Raw genomic sequence first — 24,640 nt, 5'->3', positions numbered from 1 at the left:
AACTTTAGAAAAAAAGTAGTGAAGAGATTTCCTTTTATAATATTGTATTAAATTGTTGATAATAGTATTAATATTTTTGCTGTGTTTCATTCACGGAGAAATCAAAAACAAATTCGATTGAGAAAATAAATAACAATAAAATAACCTTTACTTTAATGTGAAGGAACGGAGTAAATTTTTTATGAAAATACACGAATTTCAGGCAAAAGAAACACTTAAGAAATTTGGTGTTCCTGTTCAGGATGGGATAGCTATTAAAAGTATGCTGGAGTTTGATAATGCGATTGCAACTTTGCAGCAGCGTGGTATTAATCAGTTTGTTGTAAAATCTCAAATACATGCAGGCGGCAGAGGTAAAGGAAAAGTATATGATATTAATGACAGAGATAATTTAGTTCTGGAAGGCGGAGTAAAGTTTACAACCTCACCAGAAAAAGCAGCAGAATATGCAGAAAAAATTCTTGGCAATATTCTTGTTACTCATCAATCAGGTCCGGAAGGTAAGGTTGTTAAAACTCTATACATTACCGAAGGATTAGATTATAAAAAGGAATTGTATTTAGGAATTCTTTTAGATCGCTCAGTTTCAAAAAATGTAATTATGGTTTCAACTGAAGGCGGAGTTGAAATTGAGAAAGTAGCTGAAGAAACTCCTGAAAAAATTATTAAAGAATGGATTGAACCGGGTGTTGGTCTGCAGCCATATCAGGCACGTAAATTAGCTTTTGCTTTAGGCTTGCAGGGAAATGCTTTCAAAAGCTTTATACCATTTATCAGATCTCTTTACAAAGCTTATGAAGCAACTGATGCATCATTGCTGGAAATAAATCCATTGGTTATCACCAATGATGATAAAGTAGTTGCACTTGATGCTAAAATGAATTTTGATGACAATGCTCTTTATCGTCATCCTGAAATATTTGAATACAGAGATCTTGATGAAGAGGATCCGTTAGAAATTGAAGCATCAAAGTTTAATCTTAATTACATTAAACTTGATGGCAATGTTGGATGTATGGTTAACGGTGCTGGGCTTGCAATGGCAACAATGGATATTATAAAACTTGCAGGAGGCGAGCCGGCAAATTTTCTGGATGTAGGCGGCGGTGCAAATAAAGAAACTGTGGCAAACGGATTTAAGATTATTCTTTCTGATCCTAATGTGAAGGCAATATTGATTAATATTTTTGGCGGAATTGTTCGATGTGACCGTGTTGCACAAGGTGTAATTGATGCAGCAACAGAAATGGATGTGAAGGTTCCAATAGTTGTAAGGTTGGAAGGAACAAATGCAGAAGAAGCTGCTGATCTGCTTGATCAATCATCACTGCATTTTGAAGTAGCTAAAAGTTTACAAGATGCTGCCGAAAAGGTTACAGCAGTTCTTAGAACTAAATAATTGTTTTATCTTTAACTCAGATATTCTTTTAAATAAAGTATAATAATCTTGTAGGAACATCTGAGTTTTTTTATCGACAGTAATTTAATTAGTTATAAAAATCTTTTTTGATGTTTGTTTTTAGTATTAGATTTTTTTTCAGGAATAATGTTCAAATAGGAGAGCTTAATGTCTGTTTTTGATTCTGATCATTCAGATGATGAATTTGAATTACCAGACCAGGATTTGGATGAAGAATTAAAGCATTGTAAATCCATTTTGGAAAGTGGTTATGTTTATAATTCTATTGAACGGATTGATGAACTTGTTCAAAATTGTATTGATCTTGATCGTTTGGAAGATGCACTTTACCTTCTTGAAAAATTAATTGAAATATTCCCATATAATTCAGAGTATTGGTTAAAGAAGGGAATAGTATTTAATGGACTGTTCAGGTTTAGTGAAGCCTTGCTTGCTTATGAACAATCTCTTTCGTTAAATCCAAATGATATCGAAACTTTAATTGATAAAGCTGCTGCCGAAGAGAATTTAGGAATGTTAAATCAGGCTCAGGAATCTTTAGAAAGAGTTTTAGAACTCGATCCTGAAAATGAAGATGCACTGTTTACAATTGGATTGTTGTTTCAAAGAAGATCTAAACTTGAAGAAGCAATTTTATATTTTAAAAAAGTTGTTGATCGTGATCCTAATTATGCTGAGGTATATTATGAATTAGGATTTTGTTATGAAAATACAGCTCAATTAGAAAAAGCACTTGATGCGTATGATAAATTTTTAGATTTGGACCCTTACAATGCAAATGGCTGGTATAATCGAGGTATCGTTTTAGTCAAGTTAAATAAAATTGAGCAGGGGATTAATAGTTATGATCTTGCAATTTCAATAAGAGATAACTTTGCAAGCGCTTGGTATAATAAGGGAAATGCATTAGCTGACCTTGGACGATTATATGAAGCCGTAGATTGTTTTAAGAAAGCTTATGAAATAGATGAGAATGATGAAACTGCTGTTTACAACATTGCTAACATCTTCGAAGAACTTAATGACCTACCATCTGCTGTTAAGTATTATTCAGAATCAATAAAAATTAACGATGAGTATTATGATGCTTATCTTTCGCGGGGGTTCTGTTATGATTCTATGGGTAAGTATCAGTTAGCCTTGAGAGATTTTAATAAAGCAATATCCCTTTCAAAAGACAGCGCCGAAGCCTGGTTTGCAAAGGCAGACCTTGAATATTCACTCGGACAAGTTAGAGAAAGTATTTACAGTTATAGAGAAGCAGCAAGGCTTGAACCGAATAATTATGAGCTGTGGTTTAATCTTGCTGAAACTTATTTTGAACTTGGCGAATGGCTTGAAGCTTTGAAAGCTTTTGATGAATGTATTAAAATTAAACCAGAAGATGCTGCTTCTTATTATAATAAAGCTAAAGCAAATTTTGTTTTGAGCAGAACAAAAGAAGCGATTGAATGCTTAAAGACTGCGTTTATGTATGATCCATCTATCAGAACAGAGTTTGAGCAGGAGTATCCTGAAATTAAATCATCAAAACTTTTTAAACGACTTCTTGGCGAAATATAATCAGAGATATTATTTTTGGATATGCAAAATTCATTTTATTCTAATGTTGAGTTAATCGGTTTACTTGGTTTTCCAATTAAGCAGAGTTTCTCTCCGTTTATACATAATATTGCTGCTGAGTTAACAGGTACTAAATTGATCTATCTTCCATTCGAAGTTCATTCAAGCAATTTAAGGAATGCGGTTAAGGGGATTACTGCATTGGGCATTAGAGGTTTTAATGTTACCGTACCGCATAAAGTTGCTGTTACTGACTTTATGAACAAGCTTTCTGAAGAGGCTTCGATAACAGGTTCAGTAAATACAGCTGTTAATGAACTTGGAAAACTTATTGGTTATAATACAGATGTATATGGAATAAACGAATCCTTGCAACTTTATAAGTCCCAGATTACTTCTAATAATGTATGTGTAATTGGTGCCGGTGGAGCTGCAAGGTCAGTTGTTTATACATTAATACGAAATTTTAAACCCAAGACAATTCATATTGTTAATCGGACAGAAGAACACTCAGAATCATTGAAACAGCATTTCAAATCCAAAATGCGTTATGATTCAATAGTTACTCACGAATTGCAGCAACCTGATTTGTTAAATGTTATGAATAATTGTTCACTTGTGGTTAATTGTACAACAGTTGGTATGTTTCCGGATGTAGATGATTCTGTTTTTAATAATCCTCTGCTTTTTGTTAAAAATCAGATTGTCTTTGATATAGTTTATAATCCTGTCAGAACAAAATTCCTGCAGCTTGCTGAGTCTTCGGGAGCTACTACAATTAATGGATTGAAAATGTTTGTTCTTCAGGCTGCAAAATCATTCAATCACTGGACGGGGGTAGAATTTCCGATTGATAAGGTTTACAAGTCGTTATTGTTATATGTTAGTAAATAGTTAAGTGTAATTATACTGAAGTTTAAAAAGCCATTTACTAAAAGTTTCGTTTATTTTCTTGGTCTGTTTTTTTTAGCCAACTCCCTCAATAAAATACTATGTTCAATAATTCCTTTAACATCTTCCGGAGTGTATTGGATTGTTCCGTTACTTTTCGTCCTTTCTGCTTCAAGAATTTCATTTCCATCAAAATAAATTAAACCTTTTATTTGGTACTTGTTCATTTTGTTGGTTGAGTCGATTATTCTGAAAATTGCGTTTTCAGTATAATAGATTAGTTCATTATTTTTATAAAAATAACTATTTGCTGAAGTACCCCAATTACCAATATTAAGTTCTTCGTTAATATAAACCAGTTCATCTTCAAGAAAATATGATCTGAAGAATGATCTTTTTTCTTTGATAACTTTAATAGTATTAAAGCCATCTTCCCACTTAATTATGTTTGATATCTTCTGAACATAAGTTTTATAATTCTGAAGTTTCTCATCTTTACTTGCACAAGAGATAAAGATTAGGAATGGTAAAAGTAGTGTTATTGATTTCCTTGTCATCACGTAGAAAAATTTTTATTAAAACTGATTAAAGCTAATCCTTCTTAATTAAATTAACAATTGAAAGGTATTTCTCTTAAAATTATTATTAGTTGTGAAACAACCAGTCTGTTTTTAGGGAGTTTGGTCAAATACAAATCTTTTTTTCTGGGCATTTATTGAATTCATAGTTAATTACTAATAACAAATCGGAGTTAATAGAATCCGGATTTTTATAATTTCAAAACTACCCAAGCCTAACATATGCTGCTGGACTTCAATTATTATTGAACTACCACTAAAGATTTATCTATACTGTCCGATAATTCTATATCGTTTTAATAAATGTTAAATAGTGGAATAGCTGAATTGAACTACTTAAGGTAATTTCTGAGAAAACTGAGTATATTTTTGGAGTTATAGTCTTCATGCTGATTGTAAAGATATTTATCCCGATTGAACTTCAAAATAGACTTTACTTTGAATTTTAGAAAGTTATTGACTTGTTATAAAGTAGATCCGGGAATTTCAACCGGAGAATCTTGTTTGCCTTTATAAGTACTCTTAAAACTTGTAAAAAAATCAACTGATGTAATAAAAAATATGAGAGATAAAATGAAAAAATATCTATTAAATAGTTTTACTATTTCTATTGTGTTGCTGACTTTAGTCTCGTGTGAAAATAACCAACCTGTTGAACCAAATATCTCGGAAAATCAAATACTAATTGAGAAGATGAAGGCAGCTGCTGATTCCATAATTGAAAATACGCACGTACCAGGTTTAGTTGCTTTAGTTGTAGATCATAATAAAGGAATTGACTGGATTTATGAAGCAGGAGTAAGTAATATTCCTGAAAAATTACCGATGAATCGGGAGTATATTTTTCGGATTGGAAGCAATACAAAGACTTTTGTAATTACAGTTTTATTGCAGCTTGTAGATGAAAAAAAAATATCTCTTGATGATAAACTATCAAAATATTTCCCTGAATATCCAATGTCTGATGTATTAACCATTGCGATGCTTGCTAATATGACATCAGGAATTTATAACTATACTAATGATGAGAATTTTTGGATCACAGTAGGAAATGATCCTAAAAAAGTATGGACTCCAAAGGAATTAACAGATTGGGGCTTTAGTTTTGACTTAAATTTCTCACCAGGTTCAAAATGGGAGTATTCAAACACCAATACGATTATTATCGGAAGAATAATTGAAACCATAACAGGTAATAGTTTAGAGGAAGAAATAAAAAACAGAATTATTCAACCCTTACAGCTAAAAAATACTGGATTTCTGACCTCCGGAGTAGATTTTCCAAATCCTCATTCAAGAGGATATTATGATGGAGAATATGAGCCCGGAGTTGATATGACAGAATATAATGATATTTCTTGGGCGTGGGCTGCAGGTTCAGCATATTCTAATCCACGTGAGTTACAAAAATATGTTGAGGCTCTGGTAGGGGGCGGATTAGTTTCTTCGTCAATTCAGCAAAGAAGATTAAACGATATAAAATTTATTTCCGAGAATACATATTATGGTCTTGGTATATTGAAAAGAGGAAGTTTTTACGGACATAATGGGGCACTAGTTGGTTTTTCGTCGTCTATGTACCATAGTAATTTTAGAAATGCAACCATTATTATTTATTTCAATGGGCTTCTTCCCGAGCCAGCTGATAGTTTGTTTTTTAAAATAGTTAATATTCTTTATGGTAGAGATTTTTAGAAAGCATTTCTGAACTCAGTAATTTTTTAGACTTAAAATATTGGAAAATTTTAATACAGACTGAAAGAAAGTCAACTGCACTCCGATATGTATCGGACTATAACGGTATTGGGTAATTTATATTTAGATATTAAAAGTGTAATTCATTTTTCAATATCATTTGAGCTTTTGAAAAAATGAGATTGAGTGAGTTGGAATTATGTCTAATTAATCTATCTTCTAGGTTATTGGTATGCCCAATGTAATACATCTTATTTTTTTCAGAGTAGATTATGTAAACGGAATAGCTCATAAAAGAAATCCTGATAAAAAAATCTATCAGGAATAAAAGTTTGTGGGCGCTCACGGATTTGAACCGCGGACCCCTCCGATTATATCGGAGTGCTCTGAACCAAATTATTCAAATAATCAATTGCAAACTTAAAGTTCTTAACAAATCAATCTGGGGAAAAAAAATTGTGGGCGCTCACGGATTTGAACCGCGGACCCCTCCGATTATATCGGAGTGCTCTGAACCAAATTATTCAAATAATCAATTGCAAACTTAAAGTTCTTAACAAATCAATCTGGGGAAAAAAAATTGTGGGCGCTCACGGATTTGAACCGCGGACCCCTCCGATTATATCGGAGTGCTCTGAACCAAATTATTCAAATAATCAATTGCAAACTTAAAGTTCTTAACAAATCAATCTGGGGAAAAAAAATTGTGGGCGCTCACGGATTTGAACCGCGGACCCCTCCGATTATATCGGAGTGCTCTGAACCAAATTATTCAAATAATCAATTGCAAACTTAAAGTTCTTAACAAATCAATCTGGGGAAAAAAAATTGTGGGCGCTCACGGATTTGAACCGCGGACCCTCTGCTTGTAAGGCAGATGCTCTGAACCAACTGAGCTAAGCGCCCAAAAATCAATCAAAATTTGGTGGACAAATATCAGATTTTTATAGAATAAAACAAAACAATTTTTAAGAATATTATTGAGCGAGCGACGGGGTTCGAACCCGCGACATTCAGCTTGGGAAGCTGACACTCTACCATCTGAGTTACGCTCGCAAAATTTTAAAAATCTAAAAGCTGATGTATAAATTTAATTATATAGAAATGTTTTTCAAATTATTGAGCAATTGCAAGCTGATTTAAACCATCGTCAGTTAAACGGCTGCTTTCTTCTGTAATATCAATACTATAAATAGCAGCTTCTAAGGATTCATATAATTCAAAGATTTCAATGGTTCCTGTTAGATTCAAAATAGATTTTGAGAAGAGTCCGGGTTTAACAATTTTTATAGCACCTCCTAAACGCAATTGCTGCTTCAAGGTTACTACCAGGACTCCTATGAAAGCAGAGTCAAGTGAGTTACAAATACTTAAGTCAATTATTATATTTTTATAACCCAATTCTAAATCATGTTCAAGATGCTTCTTGAATTGCATTGCCTCATTAATTGTAGCATGATCAAGATTTACAGTTTCAATTACGAAACCATTTGCGATCTGTCTTTGGAATCCATTCATTCTTATTAAAATTTTTAGAAGTTTTTCCCAATAAATATGCCAGCGTTTTATTTTAATATGAACGAAAACCCAGTAAGTAACTGTTTCAGTTTATTACAATTAGCTTAAACATCCTCAATTTGAGGATGTTTAATTAGATGAAGGATTGTTAGTAAAAAAATTATAACTTGAATGCTTCTGCAACTAATTCTACCTGAAGCTGGTTTGAAATTCTTGCTGATCCAACTGCAGAGCTTGCTGCTTCGGGTCTGCTTGTACAGTGAAATGACTGTTTATCTGAAAGAAGTTCAGAGATCTTTTGATTTAAGAAATTCCATGCACCCATATTTTTTGGTTCCTCTTGTACCCAAACTACAGTAATGGCATTCATATAACTATCAATAATCTGTTTCAAGATTTCTTTTTTAAATGGATAAAACTGCTCAATTCTAATTATTGCAGTATCAAACATTTTATTCTTTTCCCTATATTTTAATAGATCATAATACACCTTGCCGCTGGTAATCAGAAGTCTTTTTATTTTTGTCTTGTCTGAAATGGTATGATCATCAAAGAACTCCTCAAATCTTCCATTGATAAACTCATCTTTTGTAGATCTTGCCTCAGGCAGCCTCAAGAGACTTTTGGGTGTCATAATAACCAATGGTTTTTGCAGGGTTAATCTTTTTTGTCTTCTTAAAACATGAAAATAGTTTGCTGGAGTTGATATGTTGCAAACTTGAATATTATTCTCTGCACAGAGTATTAAAAATCTTTCCAACCTGGCACTCGAGTGTTCGGGTCCTTGTCCTTCATATCCATGTGGCAAAAGTAAAACAACACCGTTTGACAATCCCCATTTTTCATAAGATGCTACAATAAAATTATCTATTATAACCTGGGCACTGTTTGCAAAATCACCGAACTGTGCTTCCCAAATAACAAGTGCAAGAGGATCTGCAGTGCTGTAACCATATTCATATCCTAAGATAGCTGCTTCCGATAACGGACTATCAAGAGCTTCCAGTTTTGCCTGCTCGGGAGAAATATGATTTAACGGGTAAAACTCTTTTCCGGTTTTGATATCTGTAAAGGCAGTATGTCTTTGACTGAAGGTACCTCGCACACTATCCTGTCCGCTTAATCGTACTGGAGTGTTTTCAAGCAGCAAACTACCAAATGCAAGAGACTCAGCCATAGCCCAATCAGCCATTTCAGTCCGGTCAATAAGTTTTTTTCTTTTTTCTAAAAACTTTTGAAGTTTAGGGTGCCCATCAAATCCTTCTGGTAAAGTTGTTAAAGCAAGAATAATCTTATCAAGAACATCTTCTGTAACTGAAGTGTTTTTGTCTGTATGAATTGATTTTAATTCTTGTTTGGTTACAGCAAGAGGCGGTTCATTTGTGAAAGTAACTTTTTTCTTTTTAAGATTATCAAAAGATCTGCTTAAAACCTGATTAAATGAATTGTGAAATTGTTCAACTTCCACTTTAGTTATAATGCCTTCACTGATAAGCTTGTTTTCATATATTTCTCTTACAGAAGAATGTGACTTGATTTTTTCATATAGCAAAGGTTGAGTAAAACCAGGTTCATCACCTTCATTATGTCCATGTCTTCGGTAACCAAACAAGTCAATCACAACATCTTTCTTGAAGATCAGTCTATATTCGAATGCAATTTGAGCTACTAACAATGCTGATTCAGGGTCATCGCCGTTAACATGAAAAATGGGAGCTTGAATTGTTTTTGCCACATCGGTAGCATAAGTAGTAGATCTTGAATCCTGTGGCGTAGTTGTAAATCCTATCTGATTATTAACAATGATATGAATTGTTCCACCGGTTCTATATCCGCTTAATTGAGAAAGATTTAAGGTTTCAGCAACTATTCCTTGTCCGGCAAAAGCTGCATCACCATGAATTAATACAGGCATAACTTTCTGGTGAGCTACGCTGTCACCTAATCTTTGTTGTTTTGCTCTGACTATTCCTTCTACAACCGGATTAACCCATTCTAAATGACTTGGATTAGACGCAACTGAAATTGTAACTGGCTTTCCGATTTTAGTTGAATATTTTCCTGTAGCACCGAGATGATATTTTACATCACCTGAACCTTGAATAGAATTTTTATCCTTATTGTCTTCAAATTCATTAAAGATGGATTCATAAGATTTGCCAATAATATTTGTAAGAACATTTAACCTGCCGCGGTGTGCCATACCAAGAACAATCTCAGAAATTCCATGCATAGCAGAATCATTTATAATTTTATCGAGTAAAGGAATTAAAGTTTCAGAACCTTCAAGAGAAAAGCGTTTATGACCAATAAACTTTGTATGAACGAAATGTTCAAAATATTCTGCTTCTATTAACTTCTCTAATATTTTCTTTTTAGTTTCATTATCATAAGAAGGAATATTTTTGTTCGGTTCCATTTTACTTTGCAGCCACACTTTTTCTGCAGGATTTTGAATATGCATATACTCAACACCAATTTTTTCACAATAGGTTTTATGAAGTATATTCATTATCTCACGTAAGGTTGCTGTTTTAAGCGCACCAAATCCACCAGTGATAAAATATCTGTCCAGATCCCAAACAGTCAGATTAAATGATGCTGGATCAAGTTCTGGATGATAAACTGCTCTGGTTCCTAACGGATCAAGATCAGCCAGTAGATGCCCGCGTACCCGATACATATTAATTAGCTGCAGAACTCTGGCTTGTTTAACTATTTCATCAGTATTAACAGAATTATCAAATCCCCCTGGCTGATAATCAGTTTCCCATCGTAACGGTCGTGAAGGAACTTTTAATGAGTCAAAAATTTCTTCATAAAAGCCGTTATTCCCTAACAGTAATTCATTTATGTCTTTAAGAAACATTCCTGATTCTGCACCTTGAATTATTCTGTGGTCATAAGTGCTGGATATATTCATTACTTTGCTTATGCCAAGAGAAGAAATAGTTGCAGGAGACATTGCCTGGTATTCAGCATTGTATTGAATTGCACCGGTTGCAATGATTGTGCCCTGTCCGATCATTAAACGGGGGACAGAAGAAACAGTTCCGATTGTACCCGGATTGGTTAGGGTAATTGTTGTTCCCATAAATTCTGATGGGTCAATTGTACCTTTTCTCGATCTGTCAACAATATTATCAAATGCTTTCCAGTATTCAATAAAACTTAATTTGTTTGCTGCTTTAATATTAGGTACTAATAAAGATCTTGTTCCATCCTTTTTTTCAATATCAATTGCCAAACCTAAGTTAATATCCTTTCTGATTATCAAATGAGGCTTGCCATTAATAATTGTAAACCCGTTGTTCATAGCCGGATTATTTTTTACTGCTTTTAAAATTGCCCAGCTTATCAAATGTGTAAAAGAAATTTTTCCTTCATTTTTTCTATGCAGATGCTGGTTTATTATAATTCTGTTTTCTTCAAGCAGTTTTACAGCGATGGTTCTCTGTGAGGTTGCAACTGGAATAGTTAAACTTGCAGTCATATTATCAAGGATTCGCTGTGCACTTCCGGCAATTACTTTTAATTCGTCATTAGCTGAGGGCTGAGGCATTTCAATATTTTTTGGCAAAGTTATATACCCAGTTGTTTCCTTATAGATTTCTCCATTACTCTTATTTTTCCCTTCAACATTTCCGAAAAAGTTTTTCCATTGCTCAGGTACTTGATCAGGTCTTTGTTCGTATTGTTTATAAAGAGATTCAACAAACCAGGTGTTTGCACCAAATCTTTCTAGTTCTTCTTTTTCTCTCTTGGTTAATTTTTGCGATTTCATTTCTTTTAATGACTAATTTTTGTTTAGAATATTTCTTAGTTTATTTTTTAGTAAAATAATTATTAAAAATATTTTTATATCTTTAATAAAATCGTGATTAGTAGTGAAAATATAGGGCTATATTAGTAAAAATTTATGCAGAAAGCTAACAATCTTAAGAATATGCGTCTTAACTATGAGCAAGGTCAATTGCTTGAATCAAATATTGAGTTGAATCCATTTGAGCAATTCAGAAAATGGTTTAATCAAGCAGTGTCTGCGCAGATAATTGAACCTAACGCAATGACTATTGCAACTGCAAGTAAAGAAGGCTTTCCTTCTGCAAGAATTGTTCTGTTAAAAGAATTGGATGAAACAGGATTTGTATTCTTTACGAATTATGAAAGCAGAAAAGGTAAGGAATTAAATGACAATCCCTTTGCATCAATTTTATTTTGGTGGCGTGAATTTGAACGGCAGGTTAGAATTGAAGGAAAGGTTGTAAAGATAAACCGAAAAGAGTCTGAAGAATATTTTAATCAGCGACCATTAAAAAGCAGATATGGTGCTTTGGCATCTAATCAAAGTGAAACAATTGAAAGCAGGGAAGTATTGGATAAAAGATTTGCTGAATTAGAAAAAAAATATGGCGAAAATCCACCCACTCCTGAAAACTGGGGCGGATACAAACTTATTCCGAATAAATTTGAATTTTGGCAGGGAAGAACAAACAGATTACACGACAGGATTTGTTATCATAAAGAGAGTGATAATTGGAAAATCTTCAGATTGCAGCCTTAGTTTAATTAATTACAAGTATAAATATTAATGAAAGTGATTGATTAAAAATTAAACTTAGTTTTTAAAAAATTGGAATTATAAATAATTGTCCTTGCTGTAATTGCAGTGATAATAATTATTCCTCCGATTATTGCATAGAATGAAGGCACTTCACCATATCCGATAAAAACCCAAATAGGATTTAACACTGGTTCAAACATAGAAATAATTGAAGCCTCAACCGCAATTATACGCTTTATCCCAAAGCTGAAAAGTGCATAAGCAAATGCAATCTGAAAAACACCCAGTAAAGTAACTAATGTAAAATTTTCTAATGAAATTGAATTCATATCAGTTATAAACGGAATGCAAAACAGAGCAACAAGAATATTTCCATAAAAAATTGAAGATTCACCATATTGCGGATCATTCTTTTTCATTCCTAAAAAGAAAGCAGCAAATGCAACTCCGGCAAGAAGTGCTGCAATATTTCCTTGAACATCTCCGGGAGTAAGATCGCCTGTAAAAAATAAAATCATCCCTAAAAAACAAACAACTATCGTTATAATATTTATTTTCTCCCATCTTGTCTTTGTTAAAATTGGTTCAAAGATCAAAACATATATCGGTGCTGTTGATTGTAAAAATATTGCATTTGCCGCTGTAGTGGTTTTTGTTGCAATCACAAATAAAATCAGTACTGCAGAATATGCTAATGAGTTAAATAAACTTAACTTGTTAATTATTAAAACTCTTTTTCTGAACATTAGAGCAAATACAATAGCAGCTATTGCACACCTGAAGAAAGATATTTGCATAGAACTTAGAGTAACTAATTTTATTAATAGTCCTCCCGAACTCCATAAAATAGCAGTTAGAAAGACCGCAAGAATTCCTTTATTGTGTTCCGATTGAGTTGACATTTGTTTATCTGAGATTACAATAATTTATTTTACTATGACTAAATTACATAAAAAGATTTAATTGAATAATCAGATTCTTATTTAGATGAAATATTTGTATGATCCGCCGGGAATTCTGAAAACCATTTTCAGAAAGTATTATTGGAATACTACAAACAATAAAGTTCTGATTACTTTTGATGATGGACCTAATCCGGATACAACTGAAATAATCTTAAAACGATTAGATGAAGAAAATATTAAAGCATTGTTTTTTTGTGTTGGAGAAAATGTTCAGAAATATCATTCACTTGCTAAGCAGATATTAGCAGAGGGGCATTTAATCGGCAATCATACTTATAACCATAAAGTATTAAGTAAAATATCAGCTGATGAAAAATTATTTCAGATAGAAAATACAAACAGAATTGCAGAGAAAGAGCTTGGATATAAAATTAAATATTTCCGACCTGCTCACGGGAGATTTCAACTCTCAACTGCATCATTGTTAAATGAATATAATCTGAAAAACGTTATGTGGTCATTGCTTACTTATGATTATAAAAATGATCTTGAAGTCGTTAATTTTGCAGTAAAGAAATATTTAAGAAACAACTCAATAATCGTTTTGCACGACAGTATAAAGACAAAAAGAATAATCCAAGATTCAATAAGCATAGTTATTGATGAGGTGAATAATCGAAATTTTCAATTTGGAGAAGCTGACGAATGTTTGAGTTGATTTTTTTGTTTATAATGATCGGATATTTTGCTCAATCGGCATTGTTTGTAATTGGAGCAAAGAAAAAATTTCCAAAGATATCTGAAGATAAGCTGCCTACTGCAACAATAATAGTAGCAGCACGAGACGAAGAAGAAAATATTTTAAGAACCCTAATATCACTCGATAAACTTGAATATCCTGAAGGTAAACTTCAAATACTGATTGTTGATGATCAATCTACTGATTCTACTGGAAAGATTATTGATGATTTTATTAAAGATAAAATGCACTTTAAAAAAATAACAACGGAAGAACATCATACAAAACTTATCGGAAAAATGCGTGCATTAGCTTATGCAATTAAAGAAGCAACCGGTGAAATAATTCTGACTACAGATGCCGATTGTGAAGTAAAACCTCAGTGGGCTAAAACTGTTTGTTCATTTTATGAAGATAATGTTGCAATAGTAACAGGAATAACAACTCAGACTGCTGATAAATGGTTTGATGGAATGCAGGCAATTGATTTTGTTTATCTTCTAACTGCTGGTGCCGGAACAACAAATCTTAAAATGCCTGTCTCTTGTATTGGGAATAATATGTCTTACCGCAAATCAGTATATGATGAAGTTGGCGGATATGAAAAACTGCCTTATAGTGTTACTGAAGATTTTACTTTAATGAATGCAGTTTATAATCTCAAAAAATATAAAGTAATATTTCCGGTTGAGCCTGATACACTTGTTACTTCAGTTCCATGTAAGACATTCAAAAGTTTATTCAGTCAGAAAAAAAGATGGGGTGTTGGCGGGCTTGGTGTACCTTTCAGAGGCTTTGTGATTATGTTCTGGGGATTTACAGCTAATCTGTTTGTTTTATTAACTCCGCTTTTCTATTCACCAATATGGCTAATCTTAGCTGCCTTTAAGATTGCATTGGATTTCTTTTTACTCTATCCTGTTCATATTAAACTTGGGATAGAAAAAAATCTGAAATATTTCTTTCACTTTGAATTATATTACATTATCTATGTTATCCTTTTACCATTTATTGTATTGCCTGATCAAAAATTAGTCTGGAAAGGAAGAGAGTATTAATGCTTTTGCTTTGTAATTATTATGTAACATATAAATGCAATGCATTCTGTGAGTTTTGTCATTTTTCAGATCACGAAGCTTTTAAACATACAAAAAATGCCTCTTTGGAAGATTTTAAAAATAATGTTTCTCAGTTAGCTGATCTTGGTGTTAAGTTTATTGATCTTACCGGCGGCGAGCCTTTGCTAAATAAGGATATTGCAGAAATGGCAAAGTTTGCGCGCGGGCTTAATATGCAGACAAGTATTACGAGTAATGGTCTCTTGTATCATAAGTTTGCTGAAAAGTTAGCAGGTAATGTAAATCTATTGCATTTTTCTCTTGATTCTCCGGATGAAGATGAACATAATAAAATCAGAAATGTTGATTGCTATAAAAGTGTTTTAAAAAGTCTGACAATTGCAAAGTCACTTGGCGAGTATCCTGATATTTTGTTTACTGCTACTAATGAAACTTATAAAAAACTTCCAAGGATGCACGAGATTGCACAACGTTATGATTTAGTGCTGCTTGTAAATCCAGTTTTTTCCTACTTTGGTAATCCAGGATTAAACGAAGAAGCAGTGGATTATATTGATAATTTTTGTGATGGTAAAATTGATGTCTATCTTAATAAGGGCTTTATGAAGCTGAGACGGGATGGTGGTAATGATATAAATAATCCAAGTTGTAAAGCTGTTTCAAGGGTAATTGTAATTTCACCCGACAACGAAATTATTTTACCTTGCTATCATTTTGCAAATGATAAAATACCGATTGACAGACCAATTAAAGAAATTCGTCAAACAGAAAAATTTAAGTTCTTTCTAGAAAATGAAGGGAGATTTGATTTTTGTCAGGGCTGTACAGTCAATTGTTATTTTGAACCTTCATTTGCTTTCCCGACAAATCTTTATGCAATATCAAGTTTAACCTCTAAGTTTAAGTACAGCTATAATAAACTTATCAAACAAAAAATTAAAAAAATCAAACAGATTTCTAAATGATAATTAAATACAGAAGACTTTTTATCATAGCTCTATTCTTGTCTCAAGCTCTGATTGCACAAAGTTATAATTGGTTTCCTTCTGATATTAACATTCAGCCCTTTACAGCAAATATGCTTGAAGCTAAATCAGGGTTTCTGATTTCAACCGACAACAATAAATTAAGATTAGATATTTCTGCTTCGCGTGATATTGTTCATTGGGTGGATAATAATTATTCAATTTCAATCGGTGCCGATGTCTTTACGTTTACAAGATTAAGAAGCAATGATGATTTCAAATTTCCGGTAGAGACAATTGATTATCTTTTTGGATTAAATACCGGATATAAAAAGCAACTTGATACAGAAAATGAAGTCGGTTTTAGGTTTAGGTTAAGTCATATAAGCACACATTTAGTTGATGGGCAATATGATGCTCAAACTCAAAAATGGAGAGAAGGAAGAGAGCCGTTTGTTTATAGTAAGGAGTTTGTTGAGTTATTTCCTTATTATCGCTGCAAGACAATAAGAGCTTATTTAGGATTTACTTATATCTTTCATGTTATTCCCGATGAATTAAAAAAAATAAATTTGCAGTTAGGATTTGATTATTTTGCGGCGGAAATCGGAACAGACCTTTTTACTCCTTTTATTGCGTACGATTTTAAACTAAATGGAATTGAAAAGTTTATCGGTAACAACATTATTTCACTCGGTATTAAATTTGGCAACTGGCATTCAAGTGGATTGAGTTTTTATTACTCATACATTTCAGGAACAAGTATTCATGGGCAGTTATACGATTTAAGAGAAAGTTATTCAAATATTGGTTTTAATTTTGAGTTGTAATTTCAGAAAAATTAAATAACGAGTAAGAATTATTGGATACCCTAACATCAATCGAAAAGCGTAAGAAAATTAATTCCTTTTTGATCCACATTGGACTATTTATAGTTACATTTATTACAACTACATTAGCAGGGGTTGAATGGACTACCGGGCAACTGCCTCCATATGAATTTAGTTTACTAATAAAGGGATTACCTTATTCTGTAAGTATTATGCTGATTATAACTTTTCACGAGTTTGGACATTACTTTGCAGCAAGGTATCATCGTGTTAAGGCAACTTTACCATTTTATATTCCATATCCTACAATTCCGTATTTTATTAACTTTGGAACAATGGGTGCAGTTATCAGAACCAAATCTCCGATTTACACAAAGAAGGCAATGTTTGATATAGGAATTGCTGGACCGATTTCTGGTTTTATAGTTTGTTTAGGAATTTTAATTTACGGTTTCACACATGTTCCATCTATTGAATATTTACTTCAGATACATCCTGATTATTTTTCATCAGAATTTGGGAATGATGGTTACAAATTAGTTTTTGGAGATTCAATTTTATTTTCATCTTTAAGATACCTGCTAGTTGATCACAACAATTTTTTTCCGCCAATGAGTGAAATTTATCGTTATCCATATTTATGTGCCGGCTGGTTTGGTTTACTTGTAACTTCAATGAATATGATTCCTGTTGGTCAACTCGATGGCGGACACATAGCTTACACAATGTTTGGTCAAAAAAACCATCTTAAAATTTCATCTATCTCGACAATTATACTTGCAGTAATTGGCTTTGCCGGTGTGGTTGATTCTTTACTTGAATTTAATCTTGACATTGGCTGGAGCGGATGGTTGTTGTGGGCATTTATTCTCTATTTTATTGTTAAGTTAAAACATCCACCATTACCTGATGTAACAACACTTGACAGAAAAAGAATTTTATTGGGTTACATTAGTTTTATTATCTTTGTGATATCGTTTTCACCAACACCTTTAATATTGAAAATAATCTAGTTTATGGTGTTATTTTTACCTTGCTGAAGTTAGACTAATACCAAATATTTATTTATATGAAAATTAAATTTTTAACTTTACTTATTATTATTCTCTGTGTGCTTCTTTTAGAGGGATGTGAGAAGGATTATTCAGATGTTATTGAAGTAGAAAATACTTCTTATCAGGTAGTAAGAGTTAGTCTAAAAAGTTCATTTCAATATCCAATTGATACTATGGCAATTTTTAGAGTTGAGTTAAATTCTGCTCAGGATATTAATTCTCTCTTTTATGATATTTATTCACCTGCTAAGATTAAAATAAATTCAGTTCCATTTTTTTTACTGGATAATGGTAATCCGGCAAACGGTGATTTAACAAGAAATGATGATATTTATTCAGGCATTTTTCCGCTTGATTCAAATCAAATTAATGGTAATTACGAAGTAAAATTTTTTGTTAACGATAGATTAAATAGAACTAATCAGGTGGCAGTATCATATTATGATTATAATAATGGCAAAGCTAATATAGCTCCTGTTATCTCTAATACAATTGTTGATCCCGATACAGTAGTTGTTACAACTACAACCTTAATTTTAACGTCTGTTCAAGTTAATGATCAGAATGGACTTAGTGATATTGAAAAAGTTTATTTTGTAGTTTACAGACCAGATGGTACTACAAACGGTAACCAGAACATTCTTTTTGATGATGGAAATCTTTCTGACCATGGTGATCAGACAGCAGGGGATGGGATTTACTCTTTATTGATACAAATTTCATCTACAAACCTTAAAGGAACATACAGGTTCGAGTTTCAAGCTAAAGATCGCGGCGGAAAACTAAGCAACATTATTAATCATTCTGTACTTATTCAATGAAAAATATTTATTTCGTTTTACTGTTTTTACTTTTAATAAACTTTAATGGTCTCAGCCAATCTGTACCATTATCTTACTCTTTATCTGAAGACGAAATAAAATTATCAAAAGAGCAAACAAAAAATCCTTTAAGCAATAGCGTAATTGATATAATTACTATGGGTGATACAATCTGGTTAGGAAGCAGCCGAGCGGTAAGTCTTTCTACAGATAATGGATTAAACTGGACTAACTTTTATGGGCAATCTGATTTTGGAACTGACAATGTTTCTGCAATAGGTTATTATAACGGAGCTTTCTGGTGTGCTACAGCAAGATCAACTGAAGTTACCGGAGGCGGTAGGTTGCCTGAAGGTACAGGACTAAAATACACTACGAATTTTGGCGTAACCTGGACAAGTGTTCCTCAACCATTAGATCATCCGGATAGTACAACCGAACGATATGGAATTAATACCTTGCAAGCTCTGCCGGTTACTGTTGCAATACAAAATCTTGCTTATGATATTGCTTTTACTCCCGGCACAATCTGGATAGCAACATTTGCAGGCGGGTTAAGAAAAAGCACCGATAACGGACAAAACTGGAAAAGAGTTGTTCTTCCACCTGATAATTTAAATTCTATATCACCGAATGACACTCTTAATTTTTGCCTTTCACCGGTTGCTGGTAGTTTCTGCGGAGCAGGTAATTTAAATCATCGTGTGTTTTCTGTAATTGCAATTGATGATACTACACTGTATGTCGGCACTGCAAATGGTATTAACAAATCTACTGATGGAGGAATCAGCTGGACAAAATTTAATGCCCAGAATCAAAATGAACCGATCAGTGGAAATTTTATTACAGCACTTGGCTATAATAAATATAATAATATTCTCTGGGCTTCAACCTGGAAAGCAGAAGATCAGAATGAATTTTATGGAGTCAGTTCTTCATCTAACGGTGGACAAAGTTGGAAAACTTTTTTAACTGATGAACGCACACATAATTTTGGTTTTAAAAATTTTGATGTAATGGCTGCAACTGATAACGGCGTTTTCAGATCGTCTGATAACGGGTTAAACTGGATACTCCCTAATTCAATCGTGGACCAGGAGTCAGAAACATCATTAAAAACAAAAATATTTTATGATGCTGATTCTTATGCAGATAATATATGGCTCGCCTCTGGTGATGGACTTGTTAAACTTGTTGAAACACCCGGACAAATGTGGCAGGGAAACTGGAAAATTTATTTTGCTTCACAGCCACTTACAGCAGATAATGAAACATATTGTTTCCCGAATCCGTTTAATCCACGACAAGAAGAACTAAAGATAAAATACAGTACTGGCGGACAGCAGAAAGATGTAACAATTCAGATATTTGATTTTGGTTTTAATTACATCCGTACAATTATACAAAATGCACCGCGAAAAAATGATATTGAAGGACAGCCGGAGTTTTGGGATGGCAGAGATGATAATGGCAATTACATACCCAACGGTGTTTACTTCTATCGTATAAAAACTGGTGATGATTCTGTTTACGGGAAGATTTTGGTAATTCAATGAAAAAGATATTTTTGTTTTTTACAGTACTATTATTTATTTCAGGCAGCTTAATTGCCCAGCCTCAATATACAGATTTGAGTTCTAAAGTTGGTTCTTTTAGCCGGATGGGATTTGGTGCACGCGGAATTGGGATGGGCAATGCAATGTCTTCTGTTACAAACGGCATTTTAGTATCATATTACAATCCAGCACTTTCTCCATTTCAAGAGAATAATTCTTTTCAGACAGGCTATACCTTTTTATCACTCGATAGATCGTTAAACTTTTTGAGCTTTACACGCAAGTTTGATTTTTATTCTTCTAAAGATTCAACTGAAAACAGAAAACCTGTAAGCTCTGCCGGAATAAGTGCCGGAATTATTAATGCCGGTGTCGGATCTATTGACGGAAGAGATAATAATGGTTTACACACCAAGGATTTATCTACATCAGAAAATCAGTTCTTTTTAAGTGTATCAAATAGATTTTCAAAAGTACTTTCACTTGGTTTAGCAGTAAAATTTTTTTATTACAAATTATACGAAGAAATTACATCCAGCGGAGTTGGGCTTGATTTAGGAGCTTTATTCAAAATAAATGATAACTGGAATATATCATTTATGCTCACTGATATTAACAGCAAGTATCAGTGGGATACAAAACCAATTTATGAGCAGCAGGGTTTACAACTAACTGATAATTTTCCGTTATTAAAAAAAATTGGAATTAGTTATTATAATCCTGAAATAAAATTATTAGCGGCAGTTGAATTTGAAAGCAGTAATGCGAGATCTAGTATTATTCGTGCCGGTGCAGAATATAATATTTATGAAAATCTTTTTATAAGATGCGGACTTGACCAGCTAAATTTAAGAAATCTTGATTTTGGTGTTAAACCTGCATTTGGCTTTTCATATTCTAAGATGTTTGATAGAATAATTATAGGTGTGGATTATGCTTTTATGATCGAACAATATTCGCCATCCGATAGGCATATTATTGGAGTTAATTTTAGTTTTTAATATAAAATCATTGTTCAATTGTTTGATTGCTTAATTGTTATTTAAATAAGGTAAATTAATCATAAGACCTAATGAGCAATTCGACAATGAAACTATGAAACAATTATATAATGAAACAATGAATCAATGTAACAAAGTAATACCATGAAAAAAATTCTTTTAATATTTTTATTTTCGGCGGCATTTATAATCCCTCAATCTGCTGGAAGTACGGGACTTTCATTTCTTAAATACGGATTTGGTGCACGCAACATTGCAATGGGTGATGCAGGTACAGCATTATCAAACGATATTACCAGTCTGTTTTACAATCCCGCAAAACTTGCTTTCACAAATGAATCAGAAGTTCTGTTTATGCATAATGAATGGATACAGGATGTTAAAAGCGAAGTAATAGGAGCAAAAACTACAATCTTTGGTTTGCCCTTTGCATTAGGCTTTAATGTTACTTCGGTTGATGGGATTGAGTACAGAGAAGTCCCTGGCGAGCCGATTACAACTTTTGATGCAAATTATTTTTACGGCAGTTTATCTACAGGTTTTTTTGTTACAGATGAAATTACGATGGGTGTTACTCTTAAATATCTTTATGAAGGAATGCTGAATGATGAAGCAACAGGTTTCGGTTTCGATTTCGGTATCAATTATCTTCTGCCGATTAAGGGTTTAACTCCGTCAATAGTTGTAAAAAATATCGGTTCAATGAGTAAACTTAGAAATGAATCTACAAAGCTACCTACAGAAATTAGAACCGGACTTGCATACACTCATTCATTAGAAGATTTAAAAATTGATTTTACCGGCGGTATCGAGTTTCAGAAATATCTAGATACAGAAGACAATCATTTTAATTTTGGCGGTGAAGTTTTATATAATAAACTAATTGCTATAAGAGCAGGATATCAAAGCGGTTTTGAGAGCCGCGGTCTTACCACTGGTATTGGATTGATGTGGGGCAGCTTGAAATTTGATTATGCATTTCTTCCATTCTCATTAGAAATGGGAAGTGCAAATTTATTCTCTCTGCAGTTTAAATTTTAGAATTATTTATAGCAATATTTTTGCGAATCCGGTTCTCTGAAAAAATCTGTGTTGCAAGGTTAGCAAAATTCAAATGAGTGTTTTTATAAAAGATTATTATTCATTTTACCCAAAACAAAATGTTAGAGTATTTCCAATTTGATGAAAAAATATTATCTCCGGAGGAATGGGATAATTTTGTTGATAACTCCGATAATGGAACAATGTTCAGTAAAAGAAGATTTCTATCTTATCACTCAAAAGATAAATTCAAAGACAAATCATTTTATATAACAAAAGATGGCAAACTGTATTCAATCTTTACTGCAGCTCTAATTGAAAGAGAAGGAAAGAAAATATTATCATCACATCCGGGTGCATCTTTCGGCGGATTTGTACATAATAGTGATCTGAACTTCCGTGAAGCACACGATTTAGTTGATATGATGGTTGAACACGCAAAATCATTAAAGGCAGATCTAATTCAGTTAACACTTGCACCAATGATCTATCAAACAAAATATTCTAATTATCTTGATTTTGCTTTGGTAAGAGGTGGTTTTCAATATCTTAAAAGGGAAGTATCAAGTGTGGTTCAACTGGATTTTGAACCAGATCAATTACTTAATTCATATCGTGCTGAAGCAAGAACTGCAACAAAAAAAGCTCTTAAAAAAGGAGTTGAAATAGTTGAGACTGAAAGATTTGATGAGTATTACGAAATCTTAAAGAAGAATTTGAAATTGCGCCATGGAGTAAATCCCGCACATACATTAGATGAATTAAAGAAAGTTAAATCTCTTTTTCCTTCTAAAATAAGATTGTGGGGAGCTTTTCTTAATGATAAGATGCTTGCAGGTGTTTGTAATTTTTCAGTTAACAAAAATGTTGTCCTTGCATTCTATATCAGTCACGATGAAGCTTATCAGGAATACCGACCGGTTAATTTACTCTTTTATGAAATAATGAAAAGATATCAAACTGAAGGATTTAGATTTTTGGACTTTGGAATTTTTACAGTTGCAATGGAACCAAACTGGGGACTCGGGAGATTTAAAGAAAACTTTGGAGCCCGCGGAATATTCAGAGATACTTTTTTTAAAGAATTGTAGAATTGAAGTATCGTTATCTTGGTTATCATCCAATAACAACAGTCAGATTAGGCATGTTGAAAATTGAGTTGAAATGAATCAGAAATACTAAACTCAGACTAATTTAGAGTAACATTGCATTTACATTTTTATTATCAAATTAAAGCCATTTGCTAAAAATACTTCACATAGCTCCTATTAACTTTGCCGGAGTACCTTATGATTTCTTTCAAATGCATAATGCCTGCGGTGATTACTCCCGTATAATTACTATTCATCAAAACGAACGTGTTTTTCCTGAAGATGTTTGTTTGAAGCTGCCCCTTCCAAACTTCTCACTTGTTAATAAAATGAAAAGGAAAAAAGTAGAAGGAATAGAAGCAAAGCTGAGGAATCAAGCACATTACTTTACTCCAAAAAATTCTTTTGAAAAAGTATATTATAGATTATATGATATCTTTGCTAAACCAAAGATTGAAAAAGCTATTTCCGATTACAGTCTTAATGATTTTGATATTATTCATTATGATGGTGGGCTGGATTTTTACCGAAATGCCAGGCAAGCATTAAAATGGAAGAAACAAGGGAAGAAAATTGTCTGCTGTTATTATGGAAGTGATTTGAGAATCCGCGGCTTGATAAAAGAACTTGATGAAATCTCTGATCTAAATATTACAAGTGAATTTGATCATTTAGCATTGAAGAAAGATCTGGAATATTTATTCTATCCTTACGATATATCTGAGCTGCCACAGAAAAAAGAAAGAATAAGCGAAGTAGTTAAGATTATTCATTCGCCGACAAATAGAAAGTATAAAGGGACTGAGTTAATTATCTCAGTAATTGAAAAAATTAAGAAAGAGAGAAATATCGAGTTCCTGCTTTTAGAAAATATTGAAAGAAGCAAACTGCTTGAGATTAAGAGTCAATGTGATATTTCAATTGATCAGGTTGGCGGAACAATGGGTGGAACCGGTTATGGAAAAGCTGGTTTAGAAACTTTGGCAATGGGTATTCCAACAATTACAAATATGACCAAAGAATACATAAGTTGGCTTAAAGAAAATCCTTTTGTTGTTGCAAACAGTTTTGATGAATTATATAATCGTCTTATTGAGCTGGTGGATAATGAAAAAGAAAGAATTGATATCGGCAAAAGAGGAATAGACTGGATAAGAAAATATCACAGTTTTGATGAAGTAAACAAAAAACTTAAACAATTGTACGCCAAGTATGGAATTACATAATTTCAAAACTTTTTAGAAAATAGTGAATGTAGTATTCAGATTCTCTTTAATTGCTCATTTCTGTTTAACTTAAAATTTCAAGCTGATAAACCTCATAAATCC

The 24,640-nt window shown here is 32.7% G+C and carries 20 protein-coding genes and 2 tRNA genes; 16 read left to right on the top strand and 6 right to left on the bottom strand.

Annotated features, from left to right (window positions below):
- Nucleotides 1-181 precede the first annotated feature (181 nt).
- The 3 genes from sucC (at nt 182) to aroE (ending at nt 3,877) form a co-directional block, all read left to right on the top strand.
- Nucleotides 182-1,399 carry an ADP-forming succinate--CoA ligase subunit beta gene (sucC, locus tag ROY99_12585; GenBank protein MDT3697211.1) on the top strand — a complete coding sequence of 406 codons (1,218 nt, stop codon included), beginning with the start codon at nt 182-184 and terminating at the stop codon, nt 1,397-1,399.
- 168 nt (nt 1,400-1,567) lie between these two features.
- Nucleotides 1,568-2,983, top strand: coding sequence for a tetratricopeptide repeat protein (locus ROY99_12580; protein ID MDT3697210.1), 1,416 nt, complete (start codon nt 1,568-1,570; stop codon nt 2,981-2,983).
- 21 nt (nt 2,984-3,004) lie between these two features.
- Nucleotides 3,005-3,877 carry a shikimate dehydrogenase gene (gene aroE / locus ROY99_12575; GenBank protein ID MDT3697209.1) on the top strand — a complete coding sequence of 291 codons (873 nt, stop codon included), beginning with the start codon at nt 3,005-3,007 and terminating at the stop codon, nt 3,875-3,877.
- Nucleotides 3,878-3,927: 50 nt separating this feature from the next.
- Here aroE and ROY99_12570 read toward each other — a convergent pair whose 3' ends face one another.
- On the bottom strand, nt 3,928-4,431 hold the full coding sequence (locus ROY99_12570; protein ID MDT3697208.1) for a hypothetical protein: 504 nt from the start codon (nt 4,429-4,431) through the stop codon (nt 3,928-3,930).
- 594 nt (nt 4,432-5,025) lie between these two features.
- Here ROY99_12570 and ROY99_12565 point away from each other — a divergent pair.
- Nucleotides 5,026-6,147, top strand: a complete 1,122-nt coding sequence (locus ROY99_12565) for a serine hydrolase domain-containing protein (GenBank protein ID MDT3697207.1) — start codon at nt 5,026-5,028, stop codon at nt 6,145-6,147.
- An 831-nt stretch (nt 6,148-6,978) separates the two neighbouring features.
- On the opposite strand, the gene ROY99_12560 is transcribed toward ROY99_12565, so the two are convergent.
- The 4 genes from ROY99_12560 to ROY99_12545 all read right to left on the bottom strand — a co-directional run bounded on the left by ROY99_12560 (nt 6,979) and on the right by ROY99_12545 (nt 11,449).
- Nucleotides 6,979-7,053, bottom strand: a tRNA-Val gene (locus ROY99_12560).
- Between the two features lie 77 nt (nt 7,054-7,130).
- Nucleotides 7,131-7,203 (bottom strand) — tRNA-Gly (locus tag ROY99_12555).
- A gap of 60 nt (nt 7,204-7,263) precedes the next feature.
- Nucleotides 7,264-7,665 carry an STAS domain-containing protein gene (locus ROY99_12550; protein MDT3697206.1) on the bottom strand — a complete coding sequence of 134 codons (402 nt, stop codon included), beginning with the start codon at nt 7,663-7,665 and terminating at the stop codon, nt 7,264-7,266.
- A gap of 160 nt (nt 7,666-7,825) precedes the next feature.
- Complete coding sequence (locus tag ROY99_12545; protein ID MDT3697205.1) at nt 7,826-11,449, bottom strand: multifunctional oxoglutarate decarboxylase/oxoglutarate dehydrogenase thiamine pyrophosphate-binding subunit/dihydrolipoyllysine-residue succinyltransferase subunit; 3,624 nt, start codon at nt 11,447-11,449, stop codon at nt 7,826-7,828.
- 135 nt (nt 11,450-11,584) lie between these two features.
- Between ROY99_12545 and pdxH the strand changes: the two genes are divergently transcribed.
- The gene (pdxH, locus tag ROY99_12540) at nt 11,585-12,229 is read left to right on the top strand and encodes a pyridoxamine 5'-phosphate oxidase (protein ID MDT3697204.1); all 645 of its coding nucleotides are present in this window, start codon (nt 11,585-11,587) and stop codon (nt 12,227-12,229) included.
- A gap of 41 nt (nt 12,230-12,270) precedes the next feature.
- Here the strand turns inward: pdxH and ROY99_12535 are convergent, their stop codons facing one another.
- Nucleotides 12,271-13,131: a DMT family transporter gene (locus tag ROY99_12535; protein ID MDT3697203.1), complete on the bottom strand. Its 861-nt coding sequence runs from the start codon at nt 13,129-13,131 to the stop codon at nt 12,271-12,273.
- Nucleotides 13,132-13,216: 85 nt separating this feature from the next.
- On the opposite strand from ROY99_12535, the gene ROY99_12530 reads away from it, so the two are divergent.
- The 11 genes from ROY99_12530 to ROY99_12480 all read left to right on the top strand — a co-directional run bounded on the left by ROY99_12530 (nt 13,217) and on the right by ROY99_12480 (nt 24,538).
- Entirely contained in the window at nt 13,217-13,852 is a 636-nt protein-coding gene (locus ROY99_12530; GenBank protein MDT3697202.1) for a polysaccharide deacetylase family protein, read from the top strand.
- Entirely contained in the window at nt 13,840-14,931 is a 1,092-nt protein-coding gene (locus ROY99_12525; protein ID MDT3697201.1) for a glycosyltransferase, read from the top strand. The genes ROY99_12530 and ROY99_12525 overlap by 13 nt, the downstream gene beginning before the upstream one ends.
- A complete protein-coding gene (locus ROY99_12520) occupies nt 14,931-15,917 on the top strand; it encodes a radical SAM protein (GenBank protein MDT3697200.1) in 987 nt (328 codons plus the stop codon). Before ROY99_12525 ends, ROY99_12520 begins: the two co-directional genes overlap by 1 nt.
- On the top strand, nt 15,914-16,747 hold the full coding sequence (locus ROY99_12515) for a DUF1207 domain-containing protein (GenBank protein ID MDT3697199.1): 834 nt from the start codon (nt 15,914-15,916) through the stop codon (nt 16,745-16,747). The genes ROY99_12520 and ROY99_12515 overlap by 4 nt, the downstream gene beginning before the upstream one ends.
- Nucleotides 16,748-16,779: 32 nt before the next feature.
- A complete protein-coding gene (locus ROY99_12510; protein MDT3697198.1) occupies nt 16,780-17,760 on the top strand; it encodes a site-2 protease family protein in 981 nt (326 codons plus the stop codon).
- 56 nt (nt 17,761-17,816) lie between these two features.
- On the top strand, nt 17,817-18,623 hold the full coding sequence (locus ROY99_12505) for a hypothetical protein (GenBank protein MDT3697197.1): 807 nt from the start codon (nt 17,817-17,819) through the stop codon (nt 18,621-18,623).
- On the top strand, nt 18,620-20,179 hold the full coding sequence (locus ROY99_12500) for a hypothetical protein (GenBank protein ID MDT3697196.1): 1,560 nt from the start codon (nt 18,620-18,622) through the stop codon (nt 20,177-20,179). Before ROY99_12505 ends, ROY99_12500 begins: the two co-directional genes overlap by 4 nt.
- Entirely contained in the window at nt 20,176-21,180 is a 1,005-nt protein-coding gene (locus ROY99_12495; protein ID MDT3697195.1) for a hypothetical protein, read from the top strand. The genes ROY99_12500 and ROY99_12495 overlap by 4 nt, the downstream gene beginning before the upstream one ends.
- A 144-nt stretch (nt 21,181-21,324) precedes the next feature.
- Nucleotides 21,325-22,221 carry a PorV/PorQ family protein gene (locus tag ROY99_12490; GenBank protein MDT3697194.1) on the top strand — a complete coding sequence of 299 codons (897 nt, stop codon included), beginning with the start codon at nt 21,325-21,327 and terminating at the stop codon, nt 22,219-22,221.
- 119 nt (nt 22,222-22,340) lie between these two features.
- Nucleotides 22,341-23,312: a GNAT family N-acetyltransferase gene (locus ROY99_12485; GenBank protein MDT3697193.1), complete on the top strand. Its 972-nt coding sequence runs from the start codon at nt 22,341-22,343 to the stop codon at nt 23,310-23,312.
- A 149-nt stretch (nt 23,313-23,461) separates the two neighbouring features.
- Nucleotides 23,462-24,538, top strand: a complete 1,077-nt coding sequence (locus ROY99_12480) for a glycosyltransferase (GenBank protein MDT3697192.1) — start codon at nt 23,462-23,464, stop codon at nt 24,536-24,538.
- The last annotated feature ends 102 nt before the right edge of the window (nt 24,539-24,640 follow it).

Source organism: Ignavibacterium sp. (assembly GCA_032027145.1).
Lineage (GTDB): Bacteria > Bacteroidota > Ignavibacteria > Ignavibacteriales > Ignavibacteriaceae > IGN3.
The sequence above is the reverse complement of the archived record's forward strand: the minus strand, read 5'-3'. Positions and strand labels throughout refer to the sequence as shown.

Excerpts from the sequence above, each read along its gene's own strand:
- sucC (MDT3697211.1), top strand. The coding sequence starts at position 182 with ATGAAAATACACGAATTTCAGGCAAAAGAAACACTTAAGAAATTTGGT.
- ROY99_12580 (MDT3697210.1), top strand. The coding sequence starts at position 1,568 with ATGTCTGTTTTTGATTCTGATCATTCAGATGATGAATTTGAATTACCA.
- aroE (MDT3697209.1), top strand. The coding sequence starts at position 3,005 with ATGCAAAATTCATTTTATTCTAATGTTGAGTTAATCGGTTTACTTGGT.
- ROY99_12570 (MDT3697208.1), bottom strand. The coding sequence starts at position 4,431 with ATGACAAGGAAATCAATAACACTACTTTTACCATTCCTAATCTTTATC.
- ROY99_12565 (MDT3697207.1), top strand. The coding sequence starts at position 5,026 with ATGAAAAAATATCTATTAAATAGTTTTACTATTTCTATTGTGTTGCTG.
- ROY99_12550 (MDT3697206.1), bottom strand. The coding sequence starts at position 7,665 with ATGAATGGATTCCAAAGACAGATCGCAAATGGTTTCGTAATTGAAACT.
- ROY99_12545 (MDT3697205.1), bottom strand. The coding sequence starts at position 11,449 with ATGAAATCGCAAAAATTAACCAAGAGAGAAAAAGAAGAACTAGAAAGA.
- pdxH (MDT3697204.1), top strand. The coding sequence starts at position 11,585 with ATGCAGAAAGCTAACAATCTTAAGAATATGCGTCTTAACTATGAGCAA.
- ROY99_12535 (MDT3697203.1), bottom strand. The coding sequence starts at position 13,131 with ATGTCAACTCAATCGGAACACAATAAAGGAATTCTTGCGGTCTTTCTA.
- ROY99_12530 (MDT3697202.1), top strand. The coding sequence starts at position 13,217 with ATGAAATATTTGTATGATCCGCCGGGAATTCTGAAAACCATTTTCAGA.
- ROY99_12525 (MDT3697201.1), top strand. The coding sequence starts at position 13,840 with ATGTTTGAGTTGATTTTTTTGTTTATAATGATCGGATATTTTGCTCAA.
- ROY99_12520 (MDT3697200.1), top strand. The coding sequence starts at position 14,931 with ATGCTTTTGCTTTGTAATTATTATGTAACATATAAATGCAATGCATTC.
- ROY99_12515 (MDT3697199.1), top strand. The coding sequence starts at position 15,914 with ATGATAATTAAATACAGAAGACTTTTTATCATAGCTCTATTCTTGTCT.
- ROY99_12505 (MDT3697197.1), top strand. The coding sequence starts at position 17,817 with ATGAAAATTAAATTTTTAACTTTACTTATTATTATTCTCTGTGTGCTT.
- ROY99_12500 (MDT3697196.1), top strand. The coding sequence starts at position 18,620 with ATGAAAAATATTTATTTCGTTTTACTGTTTTTACTTTTAATAAACTTT.
- ROY99_12495 (MDT3697195.1), top strand. The coding sequence starts at position 20,176 with ATGAAAAAGATATTTTTGTTTTTTACAGTACTATTATTTATTTCAGGC.
- ROY99_12490 (MDT3697194.1), top strand. The coding sequence starts at position 21,325 with ATGAAAAAAATTCTTTTAATATTTTTATTTTCGGCGGCATTTATAATC.
- ROY99_12485 (MDT3697193.1), top strand. The coding sequence starts at position 22,341 with ATGTTAGAGTATTTCCAATTTGATGAAAAAATATTATCTCCGGAGGAA.